At 63.9% G+C, this 19151-nt stretch carries 18 protein-coding genes; 9 read left to right on the top strand and 9 right to left on the bottom strand.

Features of this window, described 5'->3' with window-relative positions:
• Positions 1 to 183 precede the first annotated feature (183 nt).
• The 9 genes from ACPZMI_RS01110 to ACPZMI_RS01070 all read left to right on the top strand — a co-directional run bounded on the left by ACPZMI_RS01110 (position 184) and on the right by ACPZMI_RS01070 (position 10306).
• Positions 184 to 1077, top strand: a complete 894-nt coding sequence (locus tag ACPZMI_RS01110) for a LysR family transcriptional regulator (protein WP_186666998.1) — start codon at positions 184 to 186, stop codon at positions 1075 to 1077.
• Between the two features lie 145 nt (positions 1078 to 1222).
• A complete protein-coding gene (gene acnA, locus ACPZMI_RS01105) occupies positions 1223 to 3880 on the top strand; it encodes an aconitate hydratase AcnA (RefSeq protein WP_426351511.1) in 2658 nt (885 codons plus the stop codon).
• A 117-nt stretch (positions 3881 to 3997) separates the two neighbouring features.
• Positions 3998 to 5062 carry a lactonase family protein gene (locus tag ACPZMI_RS01100; RefSeq protein WP_186666996.1) on the top strand — a complete coding sequence of 355 codons (1065 nt, stop codon included), beginning with the start codon at positions 3998 to 4000 and terminating at the stop codon, positions 5060 to 5062.
• 87 nt (positions 5063 to 5149) lie between these two features.
• Entirely contained in the window at positions 5150 to 5878 is a 729-nt protein-coding gene (locus ACPZMI_RS01095) for a transporter substrate-binding domain-containing protein (protein ID WP_426351510.1), read from the top strand.
• A 48-nt stretch (positions 5879 to 5926) separates the two neighbouring features.
• On the top strand, positions 5927 to 7570 hold the full coding sequence (locus ACPZMI_RS01090) for an acetolactate synthase large subunit (protein ID WP_065861364.1): 1644 nt from the start codon (positions 5927 to 5929) through the stop codon (positions 7568 to 7570).
• 151 nt (positions 7571 to 7721) lie between these two features.
• Entirely contained in the window at positions 7722 to 8276 is a 555-nt protein-coding gene (locus tag ACPZMI_RS01085) for a UPF0149 family protein (protein ID WP_426351509.1), read from the top strand.
• Between the two features lie 274 nt (positions 8277 to 8550).
• On the top strand, positions 8551 to 9198 hold the full coding sequence (locus ACPZMI_RS01080) for a glutathione S-transferase family protein (RefSeq protein ID WP_186666993.1): 648 nt from the start codon (positions 8551 to 8553) through the stop codon (positions 9196 to 9198).
• A 3-nt stretch (positions 9199 to 9201) separates the two neighbouring features.
• Positions 9202 to 9372, top strand: a complete 171-nt coding sequence (locus tag ACPZMI_RS01075; RefSeq protein WP_411383963.1) for a hypothetical protein — start codon at positions 9202 to 9204, stop codon at positions 9370 to 9372.
• A gap of 37 nt (positions 9373 to 9409) precedes the next feature.
• Positions 9410 to 10306: a LysR family transcriptional regulator gene (locus tag ACPZMI_RS01070; RefSeq protein ID WP_426351508.1), complete on the top strand. Its 897-nt coding sequence runs from the start codon at positions 9410 to 9412 to the stop codon at positions 10304 to 10306.
• 7 nt (positions 10307 to 10313) lie between these two features.
• On the opposite strand, the gene ACPZMI_RS01065 is transcribed toward ACPZMI_RS01070, so the two are convergent.
• The 9 genes from ACPZMI_RS01065 to ACPZMI_RS01025 form a co-directional block, all read right to left on the bottom strand.
• A complete protein-coding gene (locus ACPZMI_RS01065) occupies positions 10314 to 11177 on the bottom strand; it encodes an aldose 1-epimerase (RefSeq protein ID WP_426351507.1) in 864 nt (287 codons plus the stop codon).
• 26 nt (positions 11178 to 11203) lie between these two features.
• Positions 11204 to 12133 carry an EamA family transporter gene (locus ACPZMI_RS01060; protein WP_426351506.1) on the bottom strand — a complete coding sequence of 310 codons (930 nt, stop codon included), beginning with the start codon at positions 12131 to 12133 and terminating at the stop codon, positions 11204 to 11206.
• Positions 12134 to 12345: 212 nt separating this feature from the next.
• Positions 12346 to 13626, bottom strand: coding sequence for a TRAP transporter large permease (locus tag ACPZMI_RS01055; RefSeq protein ID WP_065861368.1), 1281 nt, complete (start codon positions 13624 to 13626; stop codon positions 12346 to 12348).
• Positions 13627 to 14154 carry a TRAP transporter small permease gene (locus ACPZMI_RS01050; protein WP_426351505.1) on the bottom strand — a complete coding sequence of 176 codons (528 nt, stop codon included), beginning with the start codon at positions 14152 to 14154 and terminating at the stop codon, positions 13627 to 13629.
• A gap of 62 nt (positions 14155 to 14216) precedes the next feature.
• Positions 14217 to 15188, bottom strand: a complete 972-nt coding sequence (locus ACPZMI_RS01045) for a TRAP transporter substrate-binding protein (protein WP_186722321.1) — start codon at positions 15186 to 15188, stop codon at positions 14217 to 14219.
• Positions 15189 to 15250: 62 nt separating this feature from the next.
• Positions 15251 to 16132 (bottom strand): glucurono-1,5-lactonase, encoded by an 882-nt coding sequence (locus tag ACPZMI_RS01040; RefSeq protein WP_426351504.1) that lies wholly within the window; start codon positions 16130 to 16132, stop codon positions 15251 to 15253.
• A 27-nt stretch (positions 16133 to 16159) separates the two neighbouring features.
• Entirely contained in the window at positions 16160 to 16966 is an 807-nt protein-coding gene (locus tag ACPZMI_RS01035) for an NAD-dependent epimerase/dehydratase family protein (protein WP_426351503.1), read from the bottom strand.
• 97 nt (positions 16967 to 17063) lie between these two features.
• The gene (locus ACPZMI_RS01030) at positions 17064 to 18302 is read right to left on the bottom strand and encodes an OprD family porin (protein ID WP_426351502.1); all 1239 of its coding nucleotides are present in this window, start codon (positions 18300 to 18302) and stop codon (positions 17064 to 17066) included.
• A gap of 655 nt (positions 18303 to 18957) precedes the next feature.
• Positions 18958 to 19151: hypothetical protein (locus ACPZMI_RS01025; protein WP_426351501.1), on the bottom strand; the 194-nt coding region annotated here is incomplete at its 5' end.

Below are 19151 nucleotides of genomic sequence, written 5' to 3'. Positions count from 1 at the left end.
GGGGTTTCCCCATGTGAGAGTAGGTCATCGTCAAGATTCATTTCGCAAAACCCCTATCTGCGCGAGCAGCTAGGGGTTTTGTCTTTCTGGCGTTCTGAAGCCAGACCGGACCCGCCCATGCCACGGGACAAGCCTGCTTCTACAGGGTATGGTGCACCTCTATTCTTCCCTGACCCGGCCCGCATGCGCTACGACCTTACCAGCCTGGACCTGTTCATCACTGTCGCCCAGGAGCGCAATCTGACGCGCGCTGCGGGTATCAAGCACCTGGCGGTCTCGGCGATCAGCAAACGCATCAGCGAACTTGAGGCGCAGATCGGTTCGCCGCTGCTGATTCGCAACGCGCGCGGTGTCGAGTTGACGCCTGCCGGTCAATCCCTGCTCTATTACGCCCGTCAGCTCAAACAGACCCTGGCACAGCTGGACAACGAACTCAGCGAGTTCGCCGCAGGGGTCAAAGGCCATATCCGCATTCACGCCATCACCTCGGCGCTGTCGCAGTTCCTGCCCCAGGACATGGCTGGCTTCACCCAGCTTTACCCACAGATCAAGTTCGATATCGAGGAAGGTGTAGGCTCGGCGGTAGTCCGCGCTGTCGCGGATGATCACGCCGACCTCGGTATCATCTCGTCGCACACAGCCCCACTGGGGCTTGAAACCCTGCCTTACCGGCACGATGAACTGGTGCTGGTGGTGCCGGTAGAGCACGAGCTGGCCAAACGCCGCACCGTACAGTTCAGCGAGGTGCTGGCATACGAGTTCGTCGGCCCGCACCTGGACAGCACCCTGCACAGCCTGCTCACCGAACAGGCCAAAGAAATGGGTCAACCGCTCAAGTTGCGTATTCGTATCAGCAGCTTCGACTGCATGTGTCGCATGGTCGCCAATGGCCTGGGTATTACCGTGCTGCCACGTAGCGCGGTGGAGCCCTACGTGCGCAGCCACAGCCTCAAGCGTGTGACCCTGTCAGAGCCCTGGGCCCACCGCTCATTGCTGCTGGTATTCAAGAAGTACGAGCTCGCCTCGCCGACGCTCAAGACCTTCATCGACCACCTGGGCGCTCCCTCCCAGCCATAACTTTCCTTTCGAGCGTTCTCCGATGGAGAACGCTGACGTGATAATCGATCAATTTTCACCCCTCGCTCCAGCGCCTAGCATTGGCTCACCTGCAGCGTCGTCGCCTGAACGACGCCATGACGACAAGAAGCCGAGCGACACGCGCATGATCGACAATGCCCACCTGATGAGCCCCCTGCAGATCGACCAGGATCACTTCACCTACCTCGATCTCAAGAAACTGCTGACGCCCACCCAACTGCAGCGCTTGCCCTACGCCATCCGCATCCTTCTGGAGAACGTGGCACGCTGTTCTCCCGAGGCGCTGGACGCCGTGCTTGCCCGCGCCATCGGCGAGGGGCCGGACTGCGAGGTGCCATTCCAGCCCAACCGCCTGATGTTCCATGACACCACGTGCTTGCCAGCCCTGGCCGACTTTGCCGGTATGCGCGATGTGGTCGCCGAACTCGGCGGCGACCCGGCGGCGATGAACCCGCTGATTCCTGCGGTGCTGACCATCGACCATTCGGTGATCGTCGAACACTACGCAGAAGCCGATGCGGTGGAGCAGAACCTCGAGATCGATTTTCGTCGTAACAGCGAGCGCTATCGTTTCATCAAGTGGGCGCAGAAGAGCCTGGACAATTTCGGTGTCATTCCGCCGGGGACTGGCATCATCCACCAGATGAACATGGAGGCCCTGGCCAAGGTGGTGTGGGAAACCCGCACCGCCGAGGGGCAGCGTTTGCTGCACCCTGACGACATGGTCGCCACCGACAGCCACACGCCGATGATCAACGCCATCGGTGTGCTCGGCTGGGGTGTCGGCGGCCTGGAAGGCCAGGCGGCGATGGTGGGTGAGCCGGTGCCGATCAACTTCCCCCAGGTTATCGGTTTTCGCGTCAGCAACGCCCTGCGTCCTGGAGTGACCGCCACCGACCTGTCGCTGCACGTGGCCGAGATCCTGCGCCAGCGTTCGGTAGTGGGCAAGTTCGTCGAGTTCACAGGCCCGGGTCTATCGAACCTCGGCTGGGCTGCGCGTGGCACGGTATCGAACATGGCGCCCGAGTATGGTGCCACCGTGGTGTTCTTCCCCTTCGACGACCAGACCCTCGATTACCTCAAGCTCAGCGGTCGCTCCGCCGAGCTGTGCCTGCAGGCCACCACCTACCTGCAGGCCCAGGGGCTCTATCGCCACGACGCGCTGCCGGAGCCTGAGTTCGACGAACTGATCGAGCTCGACCTTGCCAGTATCGAGCCCAGCGTCGCAGGCCCCTACCAGCCGCACCAGCGTCAGCCGCTGTCGCGCGCCGGTGAGTCGTTCCGCGAACAGGTGCTGGGCGGTAGCGAGCTGATCGGCAGCCGCTACCTCGCGCCCAGCTTCGGCGAGGCCATCGACCATGGCGCGGTGGTGCTCTCGGCCATCACCAGTTGCACCAACACCGCCAACCCCGCGCAGATGATCCAGGCCGGTCTGCTGGCCCGCCGCGCGCGGCGGTTGGGGCTCAAGCGCAAGCCCTGGGTGAAGACCTCGTTGTCGCCCGGCTCGCAGGTGGTGGCTGATTACCTGAGCGAAGCCGACTTGCTGCAGGACTTCTCCGCGCTGGGCTTCGACCTGGCCGGGTTCGGCTGCATGACCTGCATCGGCAACTCCGGCAAGCTCGAGGCGCATGTCGAGGCCTTTGCCGACCAAGGCCTGAAGGGGGTGGTGGTGCTTTCAGGCAACCGCAACTTCGAAGGCCGGGTAAACCCCAAGGTACCTGCGGGCTACCTGGCGTCGCCTGCACTGTGCGTGGCCTTCGCCATTGCCGGGCGCATCGATATCGACCTGACCCACGAGCCGCTCGGTCAGGATAGCGCCGGTAACCCGGTTCACCTGCACGACCTGATGCCCACTGATGATGAAGTGCAGGCGCTGGTGGCCCAGGTGGTCAAGCCCGAGTTCTTCCAGCAGCGCCTGGCCACGGTGTGGGACGGCACCCATCATTGGCAGGCCCTCTCGGCCGAGGGCAGCGTGCAGTTCCCCTGGGATGCACGCTCGACCTACCTGCGCCGCCCGCAATACCTGGCCGATATCCAGGCCGAACCCAAGGCCAGCCTGGCAATCGAGAGCGCCCGCACGTTGATGGTACTGGGGGACAACGTCACCACCGACCACATCTCCCCAGCCGGCGCCATTCCCGCCAGCAGCCTGGCCGGCCAGTGGCTGCTGGACCGCGGCGAAGACCCACAGGACCTCAATCAGTATTCGACCCGGCGCAGCAACCACGAAGTCATGCTGCGCGGCGCCTTCACCAACAAGTCGGTGAAAAACCGCCTGCTCGGTGATACCCAGCCTGGCGTCGGCGCCTGGGCCTGGAATGCCGACCACAGTCAGTGCCTGCCGCTTTACGAGGCCGCGCAGAGCTATGTCGGCACCCCCATGGTGGTGTTCGCCGGTATCAACTACGGCGCAGGCTCCAGTCGCGATTGGGCGGCCAAGGCCCAGGCGTTGCTCGGCGTGCGGGCTGTGGTGGCGCGCAGCATCGAGCGTATCCACCGCAGCAACCTGATCGGCATGGGTGTGCTGCCTTTGCTGTTCCCGGCAGGGCAGGGCGTCGATGACCTGCAGCTCGACGGCAGCGAGCAGTTCGATTTCATCGGCCTGGACGAACTGAGGGTCGGTGACAACCGCATCCGCCTGCAGGTGCGTCGCGTCGATGGCGGTGTCGATGAGGCCGAACTCATCGCACGGCTCGACTCGCAGCAGGAGATCCGCTATCTCACCAATGGCGGTGTGCTGCCTTACGTGATCCGCAAGGTGGTGCAGCGCACCCGCGGCTGAGGCCCCGGCATCGTTTGCTCATATGAAGGGCGCGGACTTGCCTGGCAGCTCCGCGTCCCTGACCATGGGCAGCCAGCCAGGTGATCCACCTATCCGCAACTGGGAGAACGACCCCCTATGTACGCCTATGTCGGCTCGCGCACGACCCGGGAGCGCAATGCCCGTGGCGATGGCATCACTGTCTACCGCCTCGATCAGGCCAACGGCAGCCTGGAGCAGGTCCAGGTCGTCGGTGATCTGGTCAACCCTTCCTTCCTGGCGCTGAATCGCGCTGGGGATCGGCTCTACACGGTGCATGGCGACCTCGACGAGGTCAGCGCCTTCACTGTCGACAAGGCCACTGGTCGGCTCGCGTTGCTCAACCGTCAGCGCTGCGAGGGCAGAAATCCGGTGCACCTGGCACTGGACCCGAGCGAGCGCTTCCTGGTGGTGTCGAACCACATCACGGGCACGCTTGCCGTGCTCAATGTCGAACAGGACGGGCGCATCGGCCCCCTCAGCCAGTTGCTCACGCTTGAGGGGCCGATCGGCCCGCACCGTATCGAGCAGCCCTTCGCCAAGCCGCACTTCAACCTCTTCGATGCCTCGGGCCAGTTCGTCCTGGTGCCGGACAAGGGGCTGGACCGGATATTCACCTTTCGCTTCGACGACGGCCGCCTGCATCCCGCCGAGCAGCCTTTCGTCACCACTCGCGAAGGCGCCGGCCCACGGCATCTTGCAGTGCACCCCAAGGCGCCGTTCGCCTATGTGGTCAACGAGCTGGACTCGACCGTCACCACCTACCGTTTCGACTCGCACAACGGCGCGTTGCAGCCGCTGCAGATCCTCTCGACGTTGCCCTCGACCTACACCGGCAACAGCCGCGCCGCGGAGATCGAGATCGACCGCAATGGTCGTTTCGTCTATGCCTCCAACCGGGGCTACGACAGCCTTGCGGTGTATGCGGTCGATGCAGCCAGTGGTCTTCTGAGCCTGGTCGAAGTGCAGCCCAGTGCCGGCAAGACTCCTCGCTTTTTCGCCCTTACCCCCAATCAGCGTTTCCTCTTCGCGCTCAACGAAGACAGCGACAGCATCGTGGCTTTCGTCGTCGATCCCGAGCAGGGCAGGCTGCGCCAGACTGGTTTCTCGGTGTCCACCGGCAGCCCGGTGTGCATGGTCTTTTCTGCCTCAGCCCATTCTTGAATCGGTGCTGGCCTTTTCGCGGGCAAGCCCGCTCCCACAGCCAGTAGCTGTAATCATCAATTCCACTCATCGCCCAGCGGAGTTCCAATGACGCTCACTATCCCCCAGGCCGTCCTCGACGAGATTGCCCCTGATGGCGTCCTGCGTGCTGCCATCAACTACGGCAACCCGGTCCTCGCCCAACGCGGCCCTGATGGCGAGCCCCAGGGCGTCTCGGTCGCCCTGGCCAAGCAGTTGGCCGAAGAACTGGGCGTGCGCCTCGAGATGCGCACCTTTGACGCCGCGGGCAAGGTGTTCGCCGCCCTGGAGGAGGGCGCCTGGACCTTGGCCTTCCTCGCCATCGAACCGGTGCGCGAGGCGCAGATCGCCTTCAGCGCGCCCTACGTGCTGATCGAGGGCACCTACCTGGTCAGAAAAGACGCCCCCTTCCAGCACGTCGACGAACTCGACCAATCCGGCCTGCGCCTGGCCGTCGGCGAGGGCGCGGCCTATGACCTCTATCTCAGCCGCACCCTGCAGCATGCCGAACTGTGCCGCGCCGACACCTCCGCAGCTGCCGTCGATCTGTTTGTCGACGAAGGCCTGGACGCCGCCGCAGGTGTGCGCCAGCCTTTGCAGAAGGTCGCCGACACCGATCCGCGCTACCGTGTGCTCGACGGTGCGTTCACCGCGATCCGCCAGGCCATGGCCGTTCCGAGGGGCTGCGACAATTCGGCCGCATTTGTAAGTGACTTTGTCGAGCGTTGCCTGCGTCAAGGCTTTGTTCGGGGGGCTTTGCTGGCCACCGGACAGACCGATGTCAGCGCACCGCGCTGACCGTCCCTGGACTTCACCCACGTCCAATCAATTGAGGTAACAAGCAAGATGGCCAAGGCCGCCGATGTCGTTGTGCAATGCCTGGAAAACGAAGGTGTCGAGTATGTGTTCGGCATTCCCGGCGAGGAGAACCTCGACCTGCTCGAATCCCTGCGCAAGTCGAAGATCAAGCTGGTACTGACCCGCCACGAGCAATCCGCAGGCTTCATGGCTGCCACCTATGGCCGCCTGACCGGCAAGACCGGCGTCAGCCTGTCGACCCTGGGCCCAGGTGCGACCAACCTGGTGACCGCCAGTGCCTACGCGTATCTGGGCGGCATGCCGATGATGATGATTACCGGCCAGAAGCCGATCAAGAAGTCCAAGCAGGGCCGTTTCCAGATCATCGACGTGTGCGGCATGATGGACCCCATCACCAAGTACACCCACCAGTTCGCCTCGGCCGACAACATCCCCGCGCGCATGCGTGAAGCCTTCCGCCTGGCCGAAGAAGAAAAGCCCGGTGCAGTGCACCTGGAACTGCCCGAAGACATCGCCGCCGAGCAGACCGACGCCCTGCCGATCCCGCGCAGCCTGCACCGCCGCCCGCTGGCCGAGCACGTGGCCATCGAAGCCGCTGTGCAGAAGCTGCAGAACGCCCGCAACCCGATCCTGGTGATCGGTGCCGGTGCCAACCGCAAGATGACCGCCAAGGTCCTCAAGCAACTGATCGACAAGACCGGCATCCCGTTCATCACCACGCAGATGGGTAAAGGCGTGGTCGACGAGCGTCACCCACGCTTCCTGGGCAACGCTGCGCTGTCGTCCGGTGATTTCGTGCACCGCGCCGTAGAGGCGGCCGACCTGATCATCAACATCGGCCACGACGTGATCGAGAAGCCACCGTTCTTCATGGTCCGTGGCGGCACCGAAGTCATTCACATCAGCTTCCGCTCTGCCGAAGTCGATGCCGTGTACTTCCCGCAGGTCGAAGTGATCGGCGACATCGCCAACGCCGTGTGGCAGATCAGTGAAGCGCTGACCGACACCTCGCACTGGGACTTCACCCGCCTGATGGCGATCCGTGAAGCCAACGAGGCGCAGATCGCCGAAGGTGCCGATGACGACCGCTTCCCGGTCTACCCGCAGCGCCTGGTTGCCGACATCCGTCGTGTACTGCCATCCGAAGGCATCGTTGCCCTGGACAACGGCATCTACAAGATCTGGTTCGCCCGCAACTACAAGGCGCACAAGCCCAACACCGTACTGCTGGACAACGCCCTGGCGACCATGGGCGCCGGCCTGCCGTCGGCCATGGCTTCGCACCTGGTGTACCCGGACCGCCCGGTGATCTCGGTGTGCGGCGACGGCGGCTTCATGATGAACAGCCAGGAGCTGGAGACCGCAGTGCGCTTGGGCATGCACATCACCGTGGTGATCCTGCGTGACGACGGCTACGGCATGATCCGCTGGAAGCAGGCCAACATGGGCTTCACCGACTTCGGCCTGGACTACGGTAACCCGGACTTCGTCAAGTATGCCGAAGCCTACGGCGCCAATGGCCACCGCGTGGAAAGCGCCGAAGGCCTGCTGCCGCTGCTCGAGCACTGCATCAAGACCCCAGGCGTGCATGTGATCGACTGCCCGGTCGACTACAGCGAGAACGACCGCATCCTCAACAGCGAGCTGCGTGAGCGCGCGCTGGCGGTGTAAGGCCTGAGGTGCCTTCGCGGGCAAGTCGGCTTCCCGGCAGGTTTTGGGAGCGGGCTTGCCCGCGATTGCATTGTGGCGGACAACAAACGCTTCACCTTATTTTTCCCTGTGCTAGGGTGCACGCACTTCCGCTTTCCAGGACACCTGCACCATGCTCCCGCCGCTCAGCGAAAAAGAACTCGACCGCCTCGAAGACCTCCTGATCACCTACGGCAACGACTACTCGGTACTCAACCTCGCCGAGCTCAACGGTTTCTTCACTGCGCTGGCCAGCTCGCCTGTCAGGGTCAACCCCGAGCAATGGCTGCCAGCCGCAGCCGGCGGCAAGGTGCCCAAGTTCAAGAAGCCCGCCCACGAGGAAGCCTACACTGCGCTGATGCTGCGCTACGCCGACCAGGTCGCCGAGCAGTTGGCCGAGAACCTCGACGGCTTCGAGCCGTTGTTCGAGGAAAGCGAGGGCGAGGAAGGGCCAGCGATCATTCTCGAAGAGTGGTGTTTCGGCTACATGCGCGGCACCCAGGTTGCCGAGTGGAGCGAGTTGCCAGCGCAGCAGGACGCCCTGCTCAAGGCCATTTCCCTGCATGGCCTGGAAGACAATTTCGAGCTGCTCGATGCGATGAGCTTCGACGAACATCAGGCCTGCGTGCCAGGCGTGATCGAGGCGGTCCGCGGTCTGTATCGCTATCAGAAGCTGATACGCAACTGATCACTGGCGCTTCATAGCGAAGTCGGCACTCAGAGCAACCGGTGGCAATCGACCTACCACCGGTGCCATGTACTGCGGTGGCTTCTTCGCGGGCAAGCCCGCTCCCACAGGGTTTGTGAGCAATGCACCGCTTGTATTATTCCGATCAGCGAAATTATGGATTGCTGGCCACACGGATTCTGTTGAACGGCGAACAGGTGCAGGATTCCCTCCAGCAGCGCCACTCTTGGATACCGGCGCTCAGACCTCAACCCTTTGAACCGGAGTCCAGACCATGTCCAACCCTATCAAGCTCTATCACTTCCCCAAGTCCGGCCACGCTCATCGTGCCCGGCTGATGCTGTCGCTGCTCAAGCTGGAGCCGGAAGTCATCTTCGTCGACCTGGCCAAGGGCGAGCAGAAAAAGCCTGAGTTCCTGGCCCTCAACCCGTTCGGGCAAGTGCCTGTGATCGACGACAACGGCACCATCATCGGCGACTCCAACGCCATCCTCGTCTACCTGGCCAAGACCTATGGCCAAGGCCGCTGGCTGCCCCAGGATGCCGCCGGCGAAGCCCGTGTACAACGCTGGCTCTCCATTGCCGCCGGCCCCCTCGCCTTCGGACCGGCCGCTGCCCGACTGATCACCGTGTTCGGTGCAGGCTTCAATGCCGACGAAGTCATCGGTCGTGCCCACAATCTGCTCAAGGTGATGGAGGCTGAGCTGGGCAAGGCGCCGTTCCTCACCGGCAGCGAGCCGAGCATCGCCGACGTCGCCAACTACTCCTATATCGCCCACGCGCCGGAAGGCAACGTGTCGCTGGATGCCTACCCGAATGTGCGAGCGTGGCTGGCGCGGATCGAGGCGCTGGATGATTTCGTGGCGATGCCGCGCACGGCGGTAGGGCTGCAGACTGAGGCGGGTCCTCGCGACAGGAGATGAGTGATGAACGTCGTCGAACCGCTCGAGCAGTCTGCCGCGTGGCCTGGGGACAGGTGCCCTGATATCGACATGCTCGATGTCCCGGCGCTGCCCTGTGCCGCGGAGTGTGAGGCCAGTTACCTGCTGCCGCAGGTCATCACTCATCCCGACCTACTCATTCGCCCCGGCTGCTGAAATAATCGCACATCGTTTCCAGGCAGAAGGGCAGGGCATGGACCACATCCACCTGATGAAGGTATTCGTCGCCGTCGGCGAGCTGGAAAGCTTCGCTGGCGCGGCACGCCGGCTGGACATGTCGCCCGCTGCGGTGACCCGCGCGGTCAGCGCCCTCGAAGAACGCCTGGGGGTCAAGCTGCTGCTGCGCACCACCCGCAGCGTGCGCCTGACGGAGGCCGGCGGCCGTTACCTGGAAGACTGCCGCAGCATCCTCGCCAGCATCGCCGAGGCCAACGAGGCGGCTGCCGGGGTCAATGCCACGCCCAAGGGCGAACTGGCCGTGACCGCGCCGATCCTGTTCGGCAAGAAGTTCGTCATGCCCAGCATCGTGCGTTACCTGCAGCAGTACCCTGAGGTGGACGTGTCGGCGTACTTCCTCGATCGGGTGGTGAACATGGTCGAGGAGGGCATGGATGTGGCGGTGCGCATCGGCCAGTTGCCCGACTCCGGGCTCAAGGCCCTGCGTGTCGGCAAGGTCAGGCGCATGCTCTGCGCATCGCCCGATTACCTCGCCAGGCACGGCGTACCGGCGCACCCCTCCGAACTGCACGAGCATGTGGTGATCGCCACCACCAACCTGTCGCCACGTGCGGGCTGGCGTTTTGGCCTGACCGACGAGCCGACCATGGTGCGCATGAAGCCCCGCCTCACCGTGACCAGCAACGACGGTGCCATTGCCGCCGCATGTGCCGGCCTGGGTATCGCCCGGCTGCTGTCCTACCAGGTGGTCGAGGAGATCGCCAGCGGTCGCCTGCAGGTGGTGCTCGCCGAATTCGAAGAGGCGCCCTGGCCCATCCATATCCTGCACCGCGAGAGCAAGTACGGCTCGGCCAAGGTGCGCGCGTTTATCGACATGCTGGCCGCCGACGTGCGCGCCAAGGGCCTGGATTGACTGGCCGTCAGCCCGGCAGATAACGCAAGCGCAACCCCAGGCTGGCCTGCTCGCCCTGCTGCAGCAAGCGCAGCCCCGGACGCCCGGGCAGGTGATGGGCGTTGATCGGGTGGCTGACCGGCTCGAAGCAGAAGAAGTCGCGATCTTGCGGACAGAACAACAGAAAGTGTTCGGTGCCGGTGGCCTGGCATTCCAGGCGATAGCCCGCGTCGGGCTGTTCGATGGTGCAGTTGCCTGTCCAGCCTGCGAAGGCGTGGTCGACCGGTGTCAGGGGCAAGTGGCGGGCGCTGTCGAAGCGCCAGGCCTCGGGAATGGGCGCCAGCCGTGATGGCAGCTCACCGCTCTCGCCAAGCCACACCTGGCGGGCGGATGCCTGCAGGCGGGTGTTGGCAGACCTTGGAAAATACGGGTGCAGACCCAGCCCGTGCCAGGTCGCCTGGGCGGCAAGGTGGGTGACGTGCAGCTCCAGGTCAAGACGCCCCTCGTGCAGGTGCACATCCAGCATGGCCTGGTAGGCGAAGGGCTGCTGGCTGTCGAGGATCAGCCGGGCCCGCCGCTGGCTGTGGTGCTCCACACGCCACGGCTGCTGCCAGGCGCTACCGTGGATCGGGTAGGGATCGTGATCGGTGTTCGCGGCCAGGGCCTGCCAGCCGTCCGGGCGGGCAAAGCCGCCAGCGGCGATGCGATTGGACCAGGGCACCAGCGGATAGCAGGCCAGGCGCCGGGGTGAGCCGCTGGCGCGTGCTGCAGCGTCACTGTGGCGCAACAACGCCTGGCCGGTGGCCTTGACCTGCCAGTTGACCAGGCTGGCGCCCAGCGCGGGGGCCAGGGTGAGACGGGTCAGTCGGTCCTGCAGGTGCAGTTCGGTCATTGCGCTGTTCTCCGGCAGGGCCGTGATCATTTCACCGCGGGCTGGCGGCGGTACGTCAGCAGCACGATGCCACTGACCACCACCGCCCCGCCGAGCAGTTGCAGGCCGCTCAACTGTTGGTCGAGCAGGGCCCATCCCAGCAGCAGGGTGGCGATCGGTTCGATGTTCATCACTGGCGCGTTCTGTGCCATGTTCAGCCGCGGCACGCAGACGAACAGCAAGGTGAATGCCACCCCGTACAGCACCACCAGGCTGGCCAGGGCCATCCATCCCCCTGCGCTGCCCGGCAACGACAGGCCCGCCGGCACCCAACCACCAGCGCCTGCCACCAGCATGCTGGTGAACACGATCAGCAAGGTCAGCAGGCTGCGGATCGGGCCATGCACAGCGGCCAGCTTGTTGTCGGTGATCCACAGCGCACAGGCGAACACGCAGGCGGCACAGAAGGCCAGGCTGACCCCGAGGGTCCAGTGCGGATTGCTCGTGCCACTGTCGGCCAGGCGTCCCGGCACATCCAGGGCCAGCACCAGGCCGCAGAGGATCAGGGCCATGAACAGCACCGTGCGCCCGGTTGGGCGTACGCCGTTGAGCGCCCAGTTGAGCAGCGCCAGCAGGATCGGGAAGGTGTTGCCCACCAGCAGTGCCAACGCCACCGGGATGCGTGCCACTGCCGAGTACAGGCACAGGCTCTGGGTGGCGATCAGCAGCCCCAGCAGCAGTTGCCAGCGCCGGGTGCCGCTGGGCAGCCCCAGGGCCTGGCGTTGCCAGAGCACCAGGCTGGCCAGGGCCAGGAAGGTAATGCCCGAGCGGCAGAGAATCGCCAGCAGCACGCCGGTGCCGTCATCGAAGGCGATGCGCGCGGCGATGTGGTTGCCGGCGAACGAGCAGGCCAGCAGCGCCAGGAGGGCGATGGCCAGCTTGCGCGGGAAGAGGGAAGGTGAGGCGGGAACAGCCATGTGCAGGGTCCATTTGCAAAAGAGGTCGACAGTGGGGGCTTGCCGGGGCGGGGGCCTACGCCAAGAACACCGCGCGGCATGGCACCGGCTCTGCCGGTGATCGCGGGACAAGTCGGGGCGCCGAACCGCCGCTCCCACAGGGGATTAGGCTGGCCTTTAGGACTTGAACAAGACAGGTGCTCCCACCGGGAGAGAGCAGGCTGTCCGCGAACTTACAGAACCACGCTTGGCAGCCACAGCGAGATGGCCGGGATGTAGGTCACCGCCATCAGTACCATGAACAGCGCCAGGTAGAACGGCAGCAGCGCCTTGACCGTCGCCTCGATACTGACCTTGCCGATCGCCGAGCCGACGAACAGCACCGCACCCACCGGCGGCGTGATCAGCCCGATGCCGAGGTTGACCAGCATGATCATGCCGAAGTGCACAGGGTCCACGCCGATGCCAGTGATCACCGGCAGCAGGATCGGGGTGAGGATCAGGATCAGCGGCGCCATGTCCATCACCGTGCCCAGCAGCAGGAGCATGAAGTTGATGCACATCAGGATCACGTAGCGGTTGTCCGACAGGGTCAGGAACGCGGTGGTGATCTTCGACGGGATCTGCATCAGCGTCATCACGTAGCCGAAGCTGGCTGCGAAGCCGATCAGGATCATCACGATGGAGATGGTCCGCACCGTGCGATGCATCAGCTTGGGCAGGTCGCGCCACTTGTAGTCGCGGTAGATGAACATGGTCACGAAGAACGACCACACCACCGCCACGGCCGCCGACTCGGTGGCGGTGAACACGCCCGAGAGAATGCCGCCGAGGATGATCACCATGGCCATCAGGCCCCAAAGCGCTTCACCGGCGATCTTCAGCGCCTGGCGCATCGGGATCACTTCGCCCTTGGGGTAGTTGCGCTTCTTGGCGAACAACAGGCACAGGCCCATCATCACCGCACTGAGCAGCAGCCCCGGCATCACCCCGGCCATGAACAGCGAGGCGATCGATACCGTGCCGCCGGCGGCCAGCGAATAGAGCACCGAGTTGTGGCTCGGCGGGGTGAGCAGCGCCTGCACCGAGCCGCTGACGGTCACCGCCGTGGAGAATTCGCGCGGATAACCCTTGCGCTCCATCTCCGGGATCAGCACCGAACCGACTGACGCCGTGTCGGCCACCGAGGAGCCGGAAATCGCGCCGAAGAAGGTCGAGGCCATGATATTGACCAGCGACAGCCCGCCACGCACGAAGCCCACCAGCACCCCGGCGAAAGCCACCAGGCGCCGCGACATGCCGCCCTCGGCCATGATCGCACCGGCCAGCACGAAGAATGGAATGGCCAGCAGCGAAAACTTGTTAACCCCGCTTGCCACCTGGATCATCATTGCCTGCAGCGGAATGTCGATCCACCAGGCACCGATCAGTGCAGAGAGCCCCAGGGCATAAGCCACCGGCATGCCCAGCAGGATGAGCGCGATGAAACTGCCCAACAGAATGAACGCATCCATTTATGCCGCTCCTTCGCTTTCTTCCACCAGGTCGAAGCGCACCACCTTGCGGTTGCTCTGATCGCCCAGCACGAGTTTTTCCAGCACGAAGATCAAGGTCAGCACGCCGCCCACCGGGATCGGCGCATAGGTCATGCCCACCCGCACGCCCGGCAGCGAGGCGAGAAACTGGTTCCACGTCGTGATGCACAGTTTGGTGCCGTACCAGGTCATGAACAGGCACACCACGATCATCAGCACCTGCACCAGCACGCCAACCAGCTGGCGCAGTGGTGCGGGCATGCGGTCGGTGAGCATCGCCACCGCCATGTGCGCGCCGGCGCGATAGCTGGCGGCGGCGCCGACGAAGGTGAACACCACCATCAGCAGGATCGCCACCGGCTCCGGCCAACTGGAGCCGGTGCCGAGCACGTAACGGGCGAAGATGCCCCAGGGAATGATCAGCGACATGGCCAGGATCGACAGGCCAGCGATCCAGATGCAGCTGCTGTAGAGCCTGTCGTTCAGGCGCAGGATAAACGTTTTCATGGGCATCACCAGGAGGCGGCACGGCGGGCGCCGTGCTGCCGGAGTCGTCTGGAAGGAGTGGCTTACTCGACCGCGTCGATGCGTTTCATCAGGTCGGCGTACTGCGCACCGTATTTTTCGCGTACCGGGGCAGTGGCGTCATAGAACGGCTTGGTGTCCACGGCGATGAACTCGACACCCGCGGCCTTGAGCTTTTCTTCGCTGGCGGCGGACTTGGCATCCCACAGTTCGCGCTCTTCCATCTGCGCTTCACGCGCGACTTTCTTCACCAGTGCCTGCTGGTCCGGGGTGAGCTTGTTCCAGGTGGTCTTGGACATCACCACCGGCTCCGGCAGGATCAGGTGGTTGGTCAGGGTGAAGTACTTGGCGCTCTGGTAGTGGTTGTGCTCGAGCAGGGTCGGCGGGTTGTTTTCGGCGCCGTCGATCACCCCGGTCTGCAGGGCGCTGAAGATCTCGCCGGTGTCCATGGCGATGCCGTTGCCGCCCATGGCGTTGATCATGTCGATGAACAGCGGGTTGCCCTGTACGCGGATCTTCATGCCCTTGAGGTCATCGATGCTGCGCACCGGCTTCTTGGTGTAGATGCTGCGCGAGCCGCCATCCATCCAGGCCAGTGCCACCAGGTTGAATTCGGAGTTGGTGATCTTGTCGAGGATCTCCTGGCCGATCTCGCCATCGATGATCTTGCGCATGTGCGCCTGGTCGCGGAACACGAACGGCATGTTGAACACGTTCACATCCGGCACCACCGGGCCGACGATCCCCAGGCTCACGCGGGTCATCTGCACCGCGCCGATCTGCGACTGTTCGATGACTTCCTTTTCCGAGCCGAGCACACCGCCGGCGAACATCTTGAAGGTGATCTCGCCATTGCTGGCCTGTTCGAGTTTCTTGCCCATGTTCTGCTCGGCGACCACGGTCGGGTAGCCGGCTGGGTGGATCTCGGCGAACTTGATGTCCAGTGCGCTGGCGGCACTGGACAGACCGAGGGCCAAGGGGAGGGCGGCAAGAAGCAACGTGCGTTTGAAGGTCATGATGAAACTCCGTGGTTTTTATTATCTGGTTTCGGTCGTGCAGGTGTGGGTGGGCTGGGCGGTCAGCCTTGCCAGGGTGTTTCCTCCAGGCCCTTGACGCCGGGGTTCAGGGCGAACACGCCGCCGGCCAGCGGCTGGTCGGCGAGGTCGATGCCGCCGGGGCGGATCGAGGTGACGTACAGGGTGTCGAGTCGGGGGCCACCGAAGGCGCACATCGCCGGCTTCTTCACCGGTACGTGCAGCGAGCGGTCCAGGCGGCCATCGGGGGTAAAGCGATGGATCACACCCTCGTCGTTGCCGCAGATCCAGTAGCAGCCGTCCTGGTCGACGGCCGCGCCATCGGGGCGGCCTGGATGCTCGCGCATGTCGACGAACAGCTGCCGGTTATGGGGCGTGCCGCTGTCGGTGTCGTAGTCGAACGACCAGATCTTCTGCACCGTCGGGTGCGAGTCGGACAGGTACATGCGCCTGCCGTCCGGGCTGAAGGCCAGGCCGTTGGGCACGATCATGCCGTCGAGCTGGCAATGCAGGTGGTCCTTGCCATCGAGGCGGTAGAGTGCGCCGACCTGGGCGCCTTGCTGCATGTCCATCAGCATGGTGCCGGCCCAGAAACGGCCCTGGCGGTCACAGCGCCCGTCGTTGAAGCGCATGCCCTCGCGGGCATGCTCGACGCTGGCCAGGAGCGTGCCGAGCAGGCGCCCGTCCGCGGTCGGTTCAAGGGTGAACAGGCCGGTCTCCATCGCCCCGACCCAGCCCTGTGCGCCACGGGCGATGCAGGCCAGCATTTCATCGCCCTGCCAGACGTCGTGCTTGCCATCGGCCAGGCGCCAGCGCTGCAGTTGGCGGGCGGGAATATCGACCCAGTACAGGGCCTGCTCGCCGGCATGCCATACCGGGCTCTCCCCGGTGGCGTTGCGGGCATCGACGATCAATTCACATTGCATGGTGCTGCTCCTTGCACGCAGTGGCTGTCAGTCGAAGGGGCCGGCAGCGACGAAGGCGCCGCCCTGATAGACCATGCTTGGGTCGTTGGCGGGGAGCGCGGGCCTTGATTCGACGTCGGCGCGGAACACCTCCGAGCTGTCCTTGGGCTGGTAGCCCAGGTGCTCGGCGTGGCGGTTGTCCCACCAGACGGTGCGGTTGTCGGAGGCGCCATAGACCACGGTGTGGCCGACGTCGGGGGTGCGCAGGCTGCGTTCGATGAGTTGCAGCAGGTCGTCGTAGCTCAGCCAGGTGCAAAGCATTCGCGGGTTCTGCGGTTGCGGGAAGGACGAGCCGATACGGATGCTGACGGTCTCGATGCCGTAGCGGTCGAAGTAGAAGCTGGCCAGGTCCTCGCCGTAGCTCTTGGACAAGCCGTAATAGCCATCGGGGCGGCGAGGGGAGTGGGCATCGAGCCGCTCGTCCTGGCGATAGAAGCCGATCACATGGTTGGAACTGGCGAAGACGACGCGTTTTACCCCATGCTTGCGCGCCGCTTCGTAGATGTGGAACACCCCGCAGATATTGGGGCCGAGGATATCCTCGAAACTGTGCTCGGTGGACACCCCGCCAAAATGCAGGATGGCATCGACGCCTTCGACCAGCGCGTGTACCGCAGCCTTGTCGGCCAGGTCGCAGGTGATCACTTCTTCATGCGGACCTGCAGCAGGTGCCATCGGGGCGATATCGGAAAGGCGCAGGACTTCGGCGCTGCCTTTGAGGCGTTCGCGAAGCACCTGGCCCAGGCCGCCTGCCGCTCCGGTGAGCAGCAGGCGTTTGAAGGGAGTAGTGGTCATGGCCAGCTCTTGTCGTTGATTGTTGTAGGTTGTCGTACGACATGGGTCGATTATCGACAGCGAGTTCGCGGCTTGTCAATGCATTGATGGCATCGGATTACAGGATCGACAGCGGATAGTTGAAGATCAGCCGGTTCTCGTCGAACTCGTTGTTGCTGAAGCTGCGGCGGATGTTGGAGTTGCGCCACTTCACGCTCAGATCCTTGAACGGGCCGCTCTGGATCACGTAGGCCAGTTCCGATTCACGCACCCACTCCTTGCCATCGCTCACCGCGCCGCTGTGCACATCGCGGCCGCTGATGTAGCGGTTCATCATGCTCAGGCCGGGGATGCCGACGGTGACGAAGTTGAAGTCGTGGCGCACTTGCCAGGAGCGTTCGTTGGCGTTGTCGAAGCTGGCGTTGTAGCTGTCGTTGGCCAGAGTGCCGCCGCTGGTGCCGTTGACCCGCATCCAGGTATCGCCGCTGACCTTTTGCAGGCCGACCCAGAAGGTATGGCCGGCATAGCGCGCCGAGAACATGCCCGAGTAGGTCTTGTTGTCCAGCTTGCCGGCACGTTCGGCGCCGTCGTCTTCGCCCTGGAAGTAGCCGAGGTTGGCGCCCAGGGTCCAGTCGCCCAGTGGCTGGCTGTGGCTCAGTTGCAGGTACTGCTGCTGGTAGACATCCTTGAGCTGGGCATTCCACAGCCCGACCAGGGTGCGCTTGTCGTTGAAGCTGTATTCGCCGCCGACGAAGTTAAAGCGATCGGACATCCCACGGCCGAAACTCATGTCGTCCATGCTCGCGTCGTTACGCGGGCTGTTGCCGCGGAACTGCCCGCCATAGAGGGTCAGCCCGGCGATCTCGCTGGATGTCACCTGGCCGCCACGGAAGGTCTGCGGCAGCGAGCGGCCATCGTCGGAGCGCAGGATCGGCAGGACCGGCATCCACTCGCCGACCTTAAGTTCGGTCTTGGAGATGCGCGCTTTACCTGCCACGGCCAGGCGACCGAAATCGTCCGCCGGGCGTCCATCGTCATGGCGTGGCAGCAGGGCCGTGCCATAAGTGCCGCCACCGCCGTCGAGCTTGACCGACCACAACCCCAGCACATCCACACCGAAGCCGATCGGTCCCTCGGTGAATCCGGAACGGGCGTCGAGGATGAAGCTTTGTGTCCACTCCTCGGCCTTGCTTTGCGGGTTGCTCGGGTCGACGAAGTTGCGGTTGATGTAGAAGTTGCGCAGGTTCAGGGTCGCCTTGGAGTCTTCGATGAAGCCGGCGGCCAGTGCAGCGTCGGGCAGTGCCCCCAGGGCGGTGGCGCCGAACAGGGCGAAGGGCAGGGTCTGGCGGATTTTCATTATTGTTGTGCTCCCAGCAGTGAGGCAGCCGCCTGCCAGGCACGCGCGAGCGGCCGATTGCAGGGGCGGTGGGGTGAATGGCCCGTCGTGGACCAAGGTGAAACGCGCGAATCGGGCGCTCAGGTGCCCGTTGCTGCCAGCGATTCGCCGCAGCGGCGAATGTTGGAAAGAGGAGAGTGCGAGTAGCGTGGGTAGGATGTCGACATGATGGGCTTCACGAGTTGTTGTTTTTGTTGTGTGTTGTCGTACAACTTTGGCGATTATTAACAACCGCTGAAAACGCTGTCAACGCTTTTGAACAGGGTTTTGCTTCCATATTTATCGGAGGTTTTCCAGTGTTGAGGCTACAGTCGCTCTAGCTCGCCAGTTGCGAAGACATCCTATGACTTGCGAGGTGGCTGGCGCTCGTAACGCGGCCATCCCGACACAGGCTGCGCAGCTTCAAAGGCTGGCAAGGTCGCTGCGATACGGGCCGGTTCAGCCTTGCTTGTCGAGCCAGGCGATCTGTACGCCATCGACTTCGGCGGTGCGGTAGTTGACCTGCGCGGCCATGGTAGGTCGGTCAGGCCAAGGCCCAGGGCGTGTGTGCAGAATGCGATACGGTTCATGGTGGTGCTCCAGGGAGCAAGTGATGGGCGGACTTTAGCCAGCACCTTCAGGCGGGAGAACCGGGCAGGGCGGAACAGACCCTAGGCTCTGTATGAAAAGTCTTGAGACGAAGGTCAGGCAAGGCGAAAACAGCCGAGGAACGGCCGGGGTCGCGCTCGACTTTACGAGTTGTAAATGAGCATTCCGAGGCTGTTTTCAACGCAGCATCATCGAGTATCAAGGCTTTTCGTACAGAGCCTA

It is taken from the genome of Pseudomonas wayambapalatensis, from assembly GCF_049942315.1.
Taxonomy (GTDB): Bacteria; Pseudomonadota; Gammaproteobacteria; order Pseudomonadales; family Pseudomonadaceae; genus Aquipseudomonas; species Aquipseudomonas wayambapalatensis.
Note: the sequence above shows the minus strand (reverse complement) of the source record. Positions and strands in the feature narration are given on the sequence as shown.

Coding starts and splice junctions, on each gene's coding strand:
- ACPZMI_RS01095 (WP_426351510.1), top strand. CDS start 5,150: ATGACGCTCACTATCCCCCAGGCCGTCCTCGACGAGATTGCCCCTGAT.
- ACPZMI_RS01110 (WP_186666998.1), top strand. CDS start 184: ATGCGCTACGACCTTACCAGCCTGGACCTGTTCATCACTGTCGCCCAG.
- ACPZMI_RS01065 (WP_426351507.1), bottom strand. CDS start 11,177: ATGACCGAACTGCACCTGCAGGACCGACTGACCCGTCTCACCCTGGCC.
- ACPZMI_RS01060 (WP_426351506.1), bottom strand. CDS start 12,133: ATGGCTGTTCCCGCCTCACCTTCCCTCTTCCCGCGCAAGCTGGCCATC.
- ACPZMI_RS01085 (WP_426351509.1), top strand. CDS start 7,722: ATGCTCCCGCCGCTCAGCGAAAAAGAACTCGACCGCCTCGAAGACCTC.
- acnA (WP_426351511.1), top strand. CDS start 1,223: ATGATCGACAATGCCCACCTGATGAGCCCCCTGCAGATCGACCAGGAT.
- ACPZMI_RS01055 (WP_065861368.1), bottom strand. CDS start 13,626: ATGGATGCGTTCATTCTGTTGGGCAGTTTCATCGCGCTCATCCTGCTG.
- ACPZMI_RS01090 (WP_065861364.1), top strand. CDS start 5,927: ATGGCCAAGGCCGCCGATGTCGTTGTGCAATGCCTGGAAAACGAAGGT.
- ACPZMI_RS01070 (WP_426351508.1), top strand. CDS start 9,410: ATGGACCACATCCACCTGATGAAGGTATTCGTCGCCGTCGGCGAGCTG.
- ACPZMI_RS01080 (WP_186666993.1), top strand. CDS start 8,551: ATGTCCAACCCTATCAAGCTCTATCACTTCCCCAAGTCCGGCCACGCT.
- ACPZMI_RS01100 (WP_186666996.1), top strand. CDS start 3,998: ATGTACGCCTATGTCGGCTCGCGCACGACCCGGGAGCGCAATGCCCGT.
- ACPZMI_RS01075 (WP_411383963.1), top strand. CDS start 9,202: ATGAACGTCGTCGAACCGCTCGAGCAGTCTGCCGCGTGGCCTGGGGAC.
- ACPZMI_RS01035 (WP_426351503.1), bottom strand. CDS start 16,966: ATGACCACTACTCCCTTCAAACGCCTGCTGCTCACCGGAGCGGCAGGC.
- ACPZMI_RS01050 (WP_426351505.1), bottom strand. CDS start 14,154: ATGAAAACGTTTATCCTGCGCCTGAACGACAGGCTCTACAGCAGCTGC.
- ACPZMI_RS01030 (WP_426351502.1), bottom strand. CDS start 18,302: ATGAAAATCCGCCAGACCCTGCCCTTCGCCCTGTTCGGCGCCACCGCC.
- ACPZMI_RS01045 (WP_186722321.1), bottom strand. CDS start 15,188: ATGACCTTCAAACGCACGTTGCTTCTTGCCGCCCTCCCCTTGGCCCTC.
- ACPZMI_RS01040 (WP_426351504.1), bottom strand. CDS start 16,132: ATGCAATGTGAATTGATCGTCGATGCCCGCAACGCCACCGGGGAGAGC.